This is a genomic window from Bacillus sp. F2HM, from assembly GCF_019266135.1.
GTDB classification, from domain to species: Bacteria; Bacillota; Bacilli; order Bacillales; family Bacillaceae; genus Bacillus; species Bacillus safensis.
In genome coordinates, this window is record NZ_LRMO01000012.1 from 83,150 (window position 1) to 95,627 (window position 12,478).

The following is a 12,478-nucleotide window of genomic DNA, read 5'->3' on the forward strand; positions in this document are numbered from 1 at the left end:
GAGGGACTTTATGCCTGAGGGCAAAATTATTAAAGCATTAAGCGGATTTTATTATGTGCTCGATGAGTCTTTAGAAAGTGGAAAGGTGATTCAGTGCAGAGCGAGAGGCATTTTTCGGAAAAACAAAATCACACCTCTTGTTGGAGATTATGTCGTATATCAAGCGGACAACGATAAAGAAGGCTACTTATTAGAAGTAAAAGAGCGGACAAACGAACTTGTTCGTCCGCCTATTAGTAACGTTGATCAAGCGGTGCTCGTTTTCTCTGCGATAGAACCGACCTTTAGCACATCGCTTTTAGACAGATTTCTAGTGCTGGTGGAAGCAAATGATATTAAGCCGATTATCTGTATCACAAAAGTGGACTTATTGAAAACAGATGAAGAGCTTGAAAGTATTCAAGGCTATGCAGAGGACTATCGGCAAATTGGATATGATGTTCATTTGACATCCACGATCGAGGGAGACGGAATTGAAAAGCTGACCCCGCATTTTCACAATAAAATCACTGTATTTGCCGGTCAGTCTGGTGTAGGAAAGTCCTCCCTTTTAAATGCGATGAGTCCTGATTTGGCGCTGAAAACCAATGATATTTCCTCCCATCTTGGAAGAGGAAAGCATACGACAAGACATGTCGAACTCATTCGTACAGCAGAAGGGCTCATTGCAGATACACCTGGCTTTAGCTCGCTCGAATTTACCGGCATCGAAGCGGAAGATTTAGGCCTTTACTTTTTAGAAATCAAAGAGCGGAGTGCAGATTGTAAGTTTAGAGGCTGTCTGCACGTGAAAGAGCCTGGCTGTGCGGTAAAAGGCGCGGTCGAACAAGAGCAAATCAGAGAGTATCGTTATCAGCATTATTTAGAGTTTTTAACTGAAATCAAAGACAGAAAGCCGAGGTACTAACTCATGGTTTATATTGCCCCTTCCATTTTATCAGCAGATTTCGCCAATTTGGAGAAAGATATCCGTGATGTGGAACAAGGCGGAGCGGATTACATTCATATCGATGTGATGGACGGCCATTTTGTACCGAATATTACATTTGGTCCGAATGTTGTGGAAGCGATCAGACCGCATACAAAGCTGCCGCTCGATGTTCACTTAATGATTGAGCAGCCAGACCGGTATATTCCTGCATTCGCAAAAGCAGGTGCTGACATTATTTCTGTCCATGTAGAGGCTTGTCCGCACTTGCACCGCACGATACAGCACATAAAAGAACAAGGCGTAAAAGCAGGTGTCGTCTTGAACCCGCACACACCTGTTTCTCAGATTGAGCATGTATTAGAGGACGTAGACCTTGTTTTATTCATGACGGTGAATCCTGGTTTTGGCGGACAGGCGTTTATTCCATCTGTCCTCACGAAGGTAAAAGAAGTGAAGACCCTTAGCGAACAAAAGGGCTTATCAGACTTACTCATAGAAATAGACGGCGGTGTCAATGTAGAGACTGCAAAGAGCTGTAAAGAGGCGGGCGCTAACTTACTTGTGGCCGGCTCAGCGGTATACGGTAAAGACAACCGCGCAGCAGCCATTAAGTCCATTCGAGAAGCGTAAAAAAAGGAACCAAAGTCACTCTGATCTTTGGTTCTTTTTACATGGAGAGGAGCGTATATCATGCACATACATATCGTAGCCGGCGGTCCTTTTGAATACATCCCGCCTCTTGAACATGAGGCATTACAGGACGATATTCTCTGGGTCGGTGTAGACCGGGGGACGCTCTTTTTACTAGAGCACGGCATCATGCCTGCCAAGGCTTTTGGTGATTTTGACAGTGTGACAGAAGAAGAGCTTTGCGAGCTGAAAAAGAAATTGCCTGCCCTGAATGTATTTCAGGCTGAAAAAGATGAAACTGATTTAGAGCTTGCGCTGAACTGGGCCATGCGCCAGCACCCAGCGCATATTCACATCTACGGCATTACAGGAGGAAGGGCTGATCATTTTCTAGGAAATATTCACCTTCTATATCAAGGTATTCAGCACAAGCAGAACATCACTCTTGTAGATAAGCAAAATATCATTCAAATGTTTGGACCTGGTACATACGAAATAAAAGAAGACCCTGATAAAAAATATGTGTCGTTTCTGCCCTTTGGTACATCGGTTGAAAAGCTGACATTAAAAGGTTTCAAATATCCTCTGAAAAATTGTCATATTGAGCCTGGTTCCACACTATGTATTAGTAACGAACTCATCCACTCAAATGGTACTTTTTCTTTTCATGAAGGCATATTAATAATGGTAAGAAGCAAAGATTGACCAACCTATCAATGTGGATGGCTGATTAAGCTCAATTGTGCTGCAAGCGGTACTTTTAGGAGGGGGACAAAATGAAATTTTATACAATCAAACTGCCTAGATTTCTTGGCGGCATTGTCCGTGCGATGCTTGGTTCATTTAAAAAAGATTAATGAGTAATCTCCTTTATTTCCACATAAAAACGCCTGCTACAGTTTATTGTAGCAGGCGTTTACTCTTGCTTATACACGCTCAACTTTACCAGATTTCAAAGCTCGAGCTGATACATATACTCTTTTAGGCTTACCGTCCACTAGAATACGAACTTTTTGAAGGTTCGCGCCCCATGTACGTTTTGTAGAGTTCATTGCGTGAGAACGGTTGTTCCCAGCTTTTGTTTTTCTGCCTGTAATAACGCATTTACGTGCCATTTGTTTCCCTCCTAACTGCGAAAACATCATCATATTCTTCATATACGTACTTAGAGATGCCTCAAGATACTTTAATAATTTACCACAGCTTCAAGGGGTTTGCAAGGATTGTTTACTCCTCTTTCAAGAAAAATACCTTGACATCTTGATAAAAAATCAAGGCTATAGTATAAGTAGGATTGGGTCGGATTGAATGATTTCTTTTAAAAAGAAGGGTCTTATAGTAAAATAGTGATAACTCAGGGCAATTTCTCAAAAAGGGGGAACCAATGTGTCCATTGAACTTAGAACGAAATACGGACAAATTGATATATCAAATGAAGTCATTGCAATGGTGGCAGGAGGCGCTGCGATCGATTGCTATGGTATTGTTGGCATGGCGTCCAAAAACCAAATTAAGGACGGCTTGACGGATATTCTCCGCAAAGAGAACTTCAGCCGGGGTGTTCTTGTGCGTCAGAAAGAAGACCGCATTCATATTGATATGTACATCATCGTCAGCTACGGTACAAAAATATCAGAAGTCGCACATAATGTTCAAACGAAAGTCAAATATACGATTCATCACACAATTGGACTTTCTGTTGACTCGGTCAACATTTATGTACAAGGAGTAAAAGTTACGAACCCGTAGTAAGGAGGAAATATATTGTCTATTAGAAATCTTGATGGCCGCTCATTTGCAAAAATGATTCTTGCAGGTGCTCACCATCTTTCTCAAAACGCACAAATTGTGGATGCGTTAAATGTTTTTCCAGTGCCAGACGGAGACACCGGGACAAATATGAATTTGTCGATGACTTCAGGGGCAAAAGCAGTTGAAGAAACAAACACCGATCATATTGGGAAGGTCGGCGTGGCTCTGTCAAAAGGGTTATTGATGGGCGCAAGAGGAAACTCTGGCGTGATCCTGTCACAGCTCTTTAGAGGTTTCAGTAAACATATTGAACAAAAAGAAACGATTGATGCAAAAGAATTTGCTCTTGCCTTACAGGCGGGTGTTGATACAGCATATAAAGCCGTGATGAAACCGATTGAAGGAACCATCTTAACGGTTGCAAAAGATGCAGCAAAGAAAGCGGTTGCTGTTTCAGCAGCAGAGGATCAAATTGACTGCGTTCTAGAGTTAACGATTGAGGAAGCAAGAGCATCACTTGATCGAACGCCAGATCTGCTTCCTGTCTTAAAAGAAGTGGGTGTTGTCGATAGTGGAGGTAAAGGACTTCTATGCGTATATGAAGGTTTCCTTGCTTCATTAAGAGGAGAAGAGCTTCCTCCTAAAGCGGCTTCTTTACCTACGCTAAAAGAACTCGTTAGTGCAGAGCATCATAAAAGTGCGCAAAGCCATATGAACACAGAAGATATCGAATTTGGCTACTGTACTGAATTTATGGTGAAATTTGAAGAAGACAAACAGTCCTTTGATGAGAATGCCTTCAGAGAAGACTTAAGTGAATTCGGAGATTCACTTCTTGTGGTGTCGGACGATACACTGGCGAAAGTTCATATTCATGCAGAGCAGCCAGGAGATGTCTTATCCTATGCACAGCGCTACGGCAGCTTAATTAATATGAAAATTGAAAACATGAGAGAGCAGCATAGCTCAATCGTGAACGAAGAAAGAGAACATGCGCCTGCTGCACCAAAAGCACCTGCTGCTGAAAAACAGCGCTTTGGCGTCGTCAGTGTCGCAATGGGAGAAGGAATTGCTGACTTGTTCAAAAGCATCGGAGCTTCCGTCGTCATTGAAGGCGGGCAGACGATGAATCCGAGCACAGAAGACATTGTCACAGCAATAGAAAGCGTACATGCCGAAACCGTCTTTATCTTACCTAATAATTCTAATATTGTCATGGCAGCTAAACAGGCGGCAACTGTCTCAAACCGTGAGGTCGTTGTCATTCCGACGAAGACCGTTCCTCAAGGAATGTCGGCACTTCTTTCTCTCAATGAAGCAGCTACAAATGAAGACAACGAAAGAGCGATGCTAGAAGCAATTGACCATGTGAAAAGCGGGCAAATTACCTTTGCAGTGAGAGATACTCAAATTGATGGAATCGATATTGCGAAAGGTGACTATATGGGTCTGTTCAACGGGAAAATCACGTTAACAGCGAAAAATCAATTAGATGCAGCAAAAGAACTTCTCACCGAAATGGTGACAGAAGATGATGAGATTGTCACCATCATTAAAGGGGAAGATGCATCATCCGATGAGATGGATGCGTTACAAGCCTTTATTGAAGAAACATTTGAAGATGTAGAAGTTGAAGTCCACGATGGAAAACAGCCGCTTTATTCATATATTTTGGCGGTTGAATAACGAAAGAAGGGCAAATAAAGCCCTTCTTCTTCTTTTGCAATTTTTTACTAGCGATTCAACGGTGAAATGAGTTGCGGGAAACGAATGAATCCATTAGTCTAAAGAAAGAACAAAACCATACGCGAGTGGTTATGAGAGGGGAAGACCTATGAAATTTAGAAGTGTGTTTGATATTATTGGGCCCGTCATGATTGGTCCATCAAGTTCGCACACAGCGGGTGCGGCTCGTATCGGAAGAGTAGCTCGCAGCTTATTTGGAAGAGAACCGAAACGAATTGTCGTTTCATTTTATGGTTCCTTTAAAGATACGTATAAAGGACACGGTACAGATGTCGCCATTATCGGCGGTGTTCTTGACTTTGATACATTTGATGAACGAATCAAAACAGCGATCGATATTGCAAAAAGCAAAGAGATCGATATTGAATTTAAAGAAGAAGAGGCAGTGCCGGCACATCCGAATACAGCAAAAGTAGAGATTTCAGATGCGAACGGAAGCCTTGAACTAATCGGGATTTCCATCGGCGGAGGTAAAATAGAAATCACAGAATTAAATGGCTTTGAGCTCAGGCTCTCAGGGAATCATCCTGCCATTCTTGTGGTTCATAACGATCGCTACGGGACGATTGCGGCAGTTGCCAATGTCTTAGCGAAATTCGCCATCAACATCGGTCATATGGAAGTGGCGCGTAAAGATGTCGGGCAAGAGGCACTGATGACGATTGAAGTGGATCAAAATATTGACCCAGCTGTCCTATCAGAGCTTGAAACGCTGCCAAACATTATTCAAGTCACACAAATTGCAGAGTAACAACAAGGAGGTTATGAATGATGTTTAAAAACGTCAAAGAACTCGTGCAGCTAACAGAAGAACGGAATACCTCCATTTCAGAAATTATGATTGTGCAAGAAATGGAAGTGACAGGGAAATCACGTGAAGAAATTTTCTCCCAGATGTACCGCAACCTAGAAGTGATGGAGCAGGCCGTTGAAAACGGGCTGAAGGGTGTGAAATCATTATCAGGCTTAACAGGCGGAGATGCCGTCAAACTTCAAGCCTATATCGCATCAGGCAAAACACTGTCTGGTCATACGATATTAGATGCTGTCAGTAAAGCAGTTGCAACAAATGAAGTCAATGCCGCAATGGGAACCATTTGTGCCACACCTACAGCAGGCTCAGCAGGTGTTGTACCAGGTACGTTATTTGCAGTAAAAGAAACACTAAAGCCAACAAAGGAACAAATGGTCAGATTCCTATTTACTTCTGGCGCATTTGGTTTTGTTGTGGCGAATAACGCCAGCATCTCCGGTGCAGCAGGCGGCTGTCAGGCAGAGGTAGGTTCTGCATCAGGGATGGCGGCAGCAGCTATTGTCGAGATGGCAGGCGGTACACCGCAGCAATCAGCAGAAGCGATGGCGATTACACTGAAAAATATGCTTGGACTTGTTTGCGATCCAGTAGCGGGACTTGTCGAGGTACCGTGCGTGAAACGAAACGCAATGGGTGCATCTAACGCCATGATCGCAGCAGACATGGCTCTTGCTGGCATCACAAGCCGCATTCCTTGTGATGAAGTCATTGATGCGATGTACAAAATCGGTCAAACGATGCCAACAGCTCTTCGCGAAACTGCACAAGGCGGTCTCGCTGCGACACCGACAGCAAGAGAGCTTGAAAAGAAGATTTTCGGAGGTGTGACCTCATCTCGTGATACAGAAACTGCAAGATAATGTCTCTGTCCTGAAGGGGATTGGAGAGGAAACCGAAAAAACACTCAATGAACTTGGAATCTACACAGTAGCCGATTTACTCGGCTACTTTCCTTATCGATATGACGACTATGAGCTTCGTAACTTAGAAGAAGTCAAACATGACGAACGTGTCACAGTTGAAGGAAAAGTACATAGTGAGCCCGTTCTCACCTATTATGGCAAAAAACGAAGCAGGCTGACATTCAGGCTGCTTGTCGGGCGTTTTCTCATTACAGCGATTTGTTTCAATCGCCCATATTTAAAACGAAGCCTTGTGTTAGGTGATACAGTTTCCGTTACAGGGAAATGGGATAAAAACCGTCAATCTATCATGGTGCAGGAATTTAAAAAAGGGACGCACGAGCAAGATGGCAGTATAGAGCCCGTTTATTCAGTAAAAGAAAATGTGACCGTGAAAATGATGAGACGCTTTGTAAAGCAGGCCTTGTCACTTTATGCAGATAAAGCTGAAGATCCATTGCCAACGCAGCTTGTCTCTGCCTATAAACTTATGTCCTATCAGGAAGCATTAAAAACCATTCATCTTCCAGAAACAAGAGACTCGCTCAAGCAAGCAAGACGCCGTTTTGTGTACGAAGAATTTCTTATCTTTCAGCTGAAGATGCAGGCGATTAGAAAGAAAGAACGAGAGAGAACATCAGGTATCCAGCATCCGTTTTCCAAAGAGGCTGTTTTTGAGTTTGTTGACAGCCTGCCATTTCCGCTGACGAAGGCACAATCAAGAGTACTTGATGAAATCATGTCGGACATGGCGTCTCCATATCGAATGAACCGCCTTCTTCAAGGAGATGTAGGTTCAGGGAAAACAGCTGTTGCAGCCATTGCGCTTTATGCCGCTCATTTATCAGGCTTTCAAGGTGCATTAATGGTCCCAACAGAAATTTTGGCAGAGCAGCATGCCGATTCACTTTACCAGCTGTTTGAAAAATGGGGGCTGAATATCGCCCTTTTGACAAGCTCTGTGAAAGGAAAGCGACGCAGAGAATTGCTTGAACGTTTAAAAGAAGGCGAGATTGACATATTAGTCGGCACGCACGCACTCATTCAAGACGAAGTCGAATTTCAGCAGCTCGGTCTTGTCATCACAGATGAACAGCACCGGTTTGGCGTCGAGCAGCGGAAAAAACTGCGAAGTAAAGGACAGGACCCAGATGTCTTGTTTATGACGGCCACACCTATTCCGCGAACACTTGCGATCACTGTTTTTGGAGAAATGGACGTCTCCGTCATTGATGAATTGCCAGCTGGCAGAAAACAAATCGAAACGTATTGGGTGAAGCATGACATGCTTGAAAGAATTCTTGCTTTTGTGGATAAAGAGCTGAGAAAAGGCAGACAGGCATATATTATTTGTCCGCTCATTGAAGAATCAGACAAGCTGGATGTGCAAAATGCGCTTGATGTCCATAGCATGCTCACTGAGGCATACCGCGGCAAGTGGTCAATCGGCTTAATGCATGGGAAGCTGGCAAGTGATGAAAAAGACCAGGTCATGAGAGCCTTTACCGCAAATGAAGTACAAATTCTCGTTTCAACCACAGTTGTTGAAGTCGGGGTTAATGTGCCGAATGCAACCATCATGGTCATTTATGATGCAGACCGCTTCGGACTGTCTCAGCTTCATCAGCTAAGAGGCCGGGTCGGACGAGGAGAGCATCAATCATTTTGTATTTTAATGGCTGATCCGAAGTCAGAAACGGGGAAAGAGCGGATGCGGATCATGTCCGAAACAACCGATGGCTTTGAGCTGTCTGAAAAGGACTTAGAACTAAGAGGACCCGGCGATTTCTTCGGTAAAAAACAAAGCGGGATGCCAGAATTTAAGGTAGCAGATATGGTTCACGACTATAGAGCGCTGGAAACGGCTAGAAAAGATGCAGCAGATCTTGTCCAATCGGACGCCTTTTGGACTGATCCCGAATACAAAGAACTTCGGCAAACGCTGATAGACAGCGGTGTGCTGGGAGGAGATAAATTAAGCTGATCAAACGCTGGAGGAATTTTCTTGTCTTTTTGAAACAAGGATTGATTTATCATCTATGAGATTATATACTACTATTAGTACCTAGTCATAAATGTACGGATGGTGTCTGCATATGAAACTAAATAAAAAAGAACGTCAAAAGCTTCTCCAGCAAACGATCAGCTCGACTCCATTCATTACTGATGAAGAATTGGCAAGTAAATTCGGTGTCAGCATACAAACGGTTCGTCTTGATCGTTTAGAGCTGTCGATCCCTGAATTACGCGAAAGAATTAAGCATGTGGCCGAAAAGACATTAGAGGATGAAGTAAAGTCACTTCCACTGGATGAAGTGATTGGAGAAATGATTGATGTAGAGCTTGATGATCAAGCCATTTCCATTTTAGAAGTGAGAAAAGAGCATGTATTCAGCCGAAACCAAATTGCCAGGGGACATCATCTCTTCGCCCAGGCAAATTCGCTGGCAGTTGCCGTCATTGACGATGAACTGGCTTTGACAGCAAAAGCGAATATCAGGTTTACAAGGCAGGTGAAACAAGGCGAAAGAGTCGTCTCTAAAGCCAAAGTAGCCTCACATGATAAAGAAAAAGGAAGAACCGTAGTTGAAGTAAACAGCTATGTTGGTGAGGAAGTTGTCTTCTCAGGTGACTTCGTCATGTATCGCTCAAAACAAAAGTAAAAGGTGGCACGTAATATGAGAATTGCAGTCGATGCAATGGGGGGAGATCATGCCCCTAAAGCCATTATTGACGGTGTGCAAAAAAGCTTAACAGCATTTTCAGATATCGAGATTACACTTGTCGGCGATGAAAACAAAATCAAACCATACATAACAAACAACGATCGTATCACGATTTTAGATGCAAAAGAAGTCATTGAACCGACGGATGAACCAGTGCGTGCAGTCAGACGTAAAAAGGATTCATCTATGGTGAAAATGGCGCAGGAAGTCTCCGAAGGACGAGCAGATGCCTGCATCTCAGCAGGAAATACTGGCGCCCTCATGACAGCTGGGCTGTTTATCGTAGGCAGAATTGACGGTATTGACAGACCGGCCCTTGCCCCAACTTTGCCAACACTGGATGGCAGCGGCTTCTTATTACTAGATGTTGGTGCCAACGTTGATGCTAAACCAGAACATCTCGTGCAATATGCCATGATGGGATCAATCTACGCAGAGCGTGTTTTCCCAAAGAGCAATCCGCGTGTTGGACTGTTAAATGTAGGAACAGAAGATAAAAAAGGCAACGATTTAACGAAAAAAACCTTTGAATTATTAAAAGCTTCCGACTTGAATTTCGTAGGAAATGTAGAGTCCCGTGACTTATTAGAAGGTGTTGCTGACGTTGTTGTCACAGATGGTTTCACTGGAAATATTGCGCTTAAAACGATTGAGGGCACAGCCCTTTCTGTCTTTAAAATGCTGAAAGAAACCTTAACATCCAGCTTCACAGCAAAAATAGCAGCAGGCATGATGAAGCCGAAATTGATGCAGATGAAATCTAAAATGGATTACTCCGAATATGGCGGTGCCGCATTATTTGGTTTAAAGGCACCTGTTATTAAAGCGCACGGCTCCTCTGATGAAAATGCCATTTTCCATGCAATTCGTCAGGCCCGTGATATCGTAGAAAAAGACGTTTCAGCCATCATTCATCAAGAAGTCCAAAAAGAAACGACGAATGAGTCTTAATGGAGGTAAAGCAGCATGACTAAAATTGCATTTTTATTCCCTGGCCAAGGCTCTCAAAAAATTGGCATGGGAAAAGATTTATTTGACCAAGAAGCAGTATCTAAAGCTGTATTTGAAGAAGCAGACAATACCCTCGGGTTTGATTTATCTTCTATGATTTTTGAAGGGGATGCAGAAGAACTGACGCTCACCTTTAACGCGCAGCCAGCTCTTTTAACGACAAGTATCGCCATCTTAAAGAAATTTGAAGAAAGCGGAATCAAAGCAGATTATGCAGCAGGACACAGTCTTGGTGAATACACTGCCCTCGTTGCAGCAGGCGCACTTTCGTTTAAAGATGCTGTTTATGCAGTCAGAAAGCGCGGAGAATTAATGAATGAAGCTGTTCCAGCAGGAGAAGGCGCCATGGCAGCGATTCTTGGCTTAGACAAAGCGGCACTTGAAGAAGTGACAAAAGAAGTGACAGAGAGCGGTCACCTTGTAGAGCTCGCTAACTTAAACTGTCCTGGTCAAATCGTGATCTCTGGTACAGCAAAAGGAGTAGAACTTGCTTCAGAGAAAGCGAAAGAAAAAGGCGCAAAACGTGCAATTGCCCTTGAAGTAAGCGGACCTTTCCATTCTGCATTAATGAAACCAGCCGCTGAAAAATTTACAGATGTTTTGTCAAAGCTGGATATTGCGGATGCCAAAACTCCGGTCATCTCAAACGTAACAGCAAACATCGTGACTTCTCGTGATGAAATTGAGACAAAGCTCATTGAACAACTGTATTCTCCAGTTCGTTTTGAAGAAAGTGTGGAACGCCTTATTGATTTAGGCGTCACAACATTTATTGAAATTGGTCCTGGCAAAGTGCTTTCAGGTCTTGTGAAAAAAGTGAATCGCCGCCTGACGACGATTTCCGTTTCAGATCAAGAAACAATTGAAGCAGCCATTCAAACACTCAAGGGGGATTCTTGATGCTTACAAATAAAACAGCCGTTGTAACAGGAGCATCACGCGGGATTGGCCGTTCCATCGCGATCGATCTAGCGAAAAGTGGTGCAAATGTTGTCGTGAACTATTCTGGAAACGAAGCAAAAGCAAATGAAGTCGTAGATGAAATCAAAGCACTCGGCCAGCAGGCATTTGCTGTGAAAGCTGATGTCTCAAATGCTGAAGAAGTACAATCCATGATGAAACAAGCAATTGATACCTTTGGTTCAATTGACATTCTTGTGAATAATGCAGGGATCACAAAGGACAATCTGCTCATGAGAATGAAAGAGAATGAATGGGATGATGTCATTAACATAAACTTAAAAGGTGTCTTTAACTGTACAAAAGCCGTGACACGTCAAATGATGAAGCAAAGAAGCGGAAGAATCATCAATTTGGCTTCAGTCGTTGGTGTGTGTGGAAACCCTGGACAAGCAAACTATGTTGCAGCAAAAGCTGGTGTCATCGGATTAACGAAAACAACAGCAAAAGAGCTGGCAACCCGTCATATTACTGTTAATGCAGTAGCACCAGGCTTTATTTCAACAGATATGACAGACAAACTTGATGAAAATGTACAGACGGAAATGCTCAAGCAAATTCCGCTTGCACGCTTTGGTGCACCTGAAGATATTAGCAACGTTGTTGTCTTTTTAGCTTCAGAAGGAGCAGGTTATATTACAGGCCAAACCATCCAAGTAGATGGCGGAATGGTCATGTCCTAAGAAATATCAAAATTTCATTAGGTTTTCTCTAGTTTTTTAAAAACAATTCAACTATAATACTTTGAGGGGAGGTGAAAGGCAATGGCAGACGTATTAGAGCGTGTATCAAAAATTATTGTAGACCGCCTTGGCGTTGATGAGGCTGACGTGAAAATGGAAGCTTCATTTAAAGAAGATTTAGGCGCTGATTCCCTTGATGTAGTTGAGCTAGTTATGGAACTTGAAGATGAGTTCGATATGGAAATTTCTGACGAAGATGCTGAAAAAATTGCAACAGTCGGTGACGCTGTGAACTACATAAATAGCCAGCAATAAGCGTAACA

General features: G+C 43.1%; 15 protein-coding genes. 14 read left to right on the plus strand and 1 reads right to left on the minus strand.

Annotated features, from left to right (window positions below):
• Positions 1 to 10 precede the first annotated feature (10 nt).
• The 4 genes from rsgA to spoVM all read left to right on the plus strand — a co-directional run bounded on the left by rsgA (position 11) and on the right by spoVM (position 2,418).
• Positions 11 to 907, plus strand: a complete 897-nt coding sequence (rsgA, locus tag AWT60_RS09175; protein ID WP_218677158.1) for a ribosome small subunit-dependent GTPase A — start codon at positions 11 to 13, stop codon at positions 905 to 907.
• A gap of 3 nt (positions 908 to 910) precedes the next feature.
• Positions 911 to 1,561: a ribulose-phosphate 3-epimerase gene (gene rpe, locus AWT60_RS09180; protein ID WP_218677159.1), complete on the plus strand. Its 651-nt coding sequence runs from the start codon at positions 911 to 913 to the stop codon at positions 1,559 to 1,561.
• A 60-nt stretch (positions 1,562 to 1,621) separates the two neighbouring features.
• Positions 1,622 to 2,266 carry a thiamine diphosphokinase gene (locus tag AWT60_RS09185; protein WP_218677160.1) on the plus strand — a complete coding sequence of 215 codons (645 nt, stop codon included), beginning with the start codon at positions 1,622 to 1,624 and terminating at the stop codon, positions 2,264 to 2,266.
• 71 nt (positions 2,267 to 2,337) lie between these two features.
• Positions 2,338 to 2,418, plus strand: a complete 81-nt coding sequence (gene spoVM, locus AWT60_RS09190; protein ID WP_008354550.1) for a stage V sporulation protein SpoVM — start codon at positions 2,338 to 2,340, stop codon at positions 2,416 to 2,418.
• 69 nt (positions 2,419 to 2,487) lie between these two features.
• Here the strand turns inward: spoVM and rpmB are convergent, their stop codons facing one another.
• Entirely contained in the window at positions 2,488 to 2,676 is a 189-nt protein-coding gene (rpmB, locus tag AWT60_RS09195) for a 50S ribosomal protein L28 (protein WP_003212514.1), read from the minus strand.
• 271 nt (positions 2,677 to 2,947) lie between these two features.
• Here rpmB and AWT60_RS09200 point away from each other — a divergent pair, with 271 nt between their 5' ends.
• The 10 genes from AWT60_RS09200 (at position 2,948) to acpP (ending at position 12,470) form a co-directional block, all read left to right on the plus strand.
• Positions 2,948 to 3,310 carry an Asp23/Gls24 family envelope stress response protein gene (locus tag AWT60_RS09200; RefSeq protein ID WP_008344871.1) on the plus strand — a complete coding sequence of 121 codons (363 nt, stop codon included), beginning with the start codon at positions 2,948 to 2,950 and terminating at the stop codon, positions 3,308 to 3,310.
• Between the two features lie 15 nt (positions 3,311 to 3,325).
• Positions 3,326 to 4,999, plus strand: a complete 1,674-nt coding sequence (locus AWT60_RS09205; protein WP_218677161.1) for a DAK2 domain-containing protein — start codon at positions 3,326 to 3,328, stop codon at positions 4,997 to 4,999.
• Positions 5,000 to 5,147: 148 nt separating this feature from the next.
• The gene (gene sdaAB / locus AWT60_RS09210) at positions 5,148 to 5,810 is read left to right on the plus strand and encodes an L-serine ammonia-lyase, iron-sulfur-dependent subunit beta (RefSeq protein ID WP_024424201.1); all 663 of its coding nucleotides are present in this window, start codon (positions 5,148 to 5,150) and stop codon (positions 5,808 to 5,810) included.
• 20 nt (positions 5,811 to 5,830) lie between these two features.
• Positions 5,831 to 6,733, plus strand: coding sequence for an L-serine ammonia-lyase, iron-sulfur-dependent, subunit alpha (gene sdaAA, locus AWT60_RS09215; RefSeq protein WP_024424200.1), 903 nt, complete (start codon positions 5,831 to 5,833; stop codon positions 6,731 to 6,733).
• On the plus strand, positions 6,711 to 8,759 hold the full coding sequence (recG, locus tag AWT60_RS09220; protein WP_218677162.1) for an ATP-dependent DNA helicase RecG: 2,049 nt from the start codon (positions 6,711 to 6,713) through the stop codon (positions 8,757 to 8,759). Before sdaAA ends, recG begins: the two co-directional genes overlap by 23 nt.
• Before the next feature lie 112 nt (positions 8,760 to 8,871).
• On the plus strand, positions 8,872 to 9,438 hold the full coding sequence (gene fapR, locus AWT60_RS09225; RefSeq protein WP_024424199.1) for a transcription factor FapR: 567 nt from the start codon (positions 8,872 to 8,874) through the stop codon (positions 9,436 to 9,438).
• Positions 9,439 to 9,453: 15 nt separating this feature from the next.
• The gene (gene plsX / locus AWT60_RS09230; RefSeq protein ID WP_034281756.1) at positions 9,454 to 10,452 is read left to right on the plus strand and encodes a phosphate acyltransferase PlsX; all 999 of its coding nucleotides are present in this window, start codon (positions 9,454 to 9,456) and stop codon (positions 10,450 to 10,452) included.
• Between the two features lie 15 nt (positions 10,453 to 10,467).
• Positions 10,468 to 11,412: an ACP S-malonyltransferase gene (gene fabD / locus AWT60_RS09235; protein WP_056766416.1), complete on the plus strand. Its 945-nt coding sequence runs from the start codon at positions 10,468 to 10,470 to the stop codon at positions 11,410 to 11,412.
• The gene (fabG, locus tag AWT60_RS09240; RefSeq protein WP_025092570.1) at positions 11,412 to 12,155 is read left to right on the plus strand and encodes a 3-oxoacyl-[acyl-carrier-protein] reductase; all 744 of its coding nucleotides are present in this window, start codon (positions 11,412 to 11,414) and stop codon (positions 12,153 to 12,155) included. Before fabD ends, fabG begins: the two co-directional genes overlap by 1 nt.
• An 81-nt stretch (positions 12,156 to 12,236) precedes the next feature.
• Positions 12,237 to 12,470: an acyl carrier protein gene (acpP, locus tag AWT60_RS09245; protein ID WP_003212028.1), complete on the plus strand. Its 234-nt coding sequence runs from the start codon at positions 12,237 to 12,239 to the stop codon at positions 12,468 to 12,470.
• Positions 12,471 to 12,478: the final 8 nt, after the last annotated feature.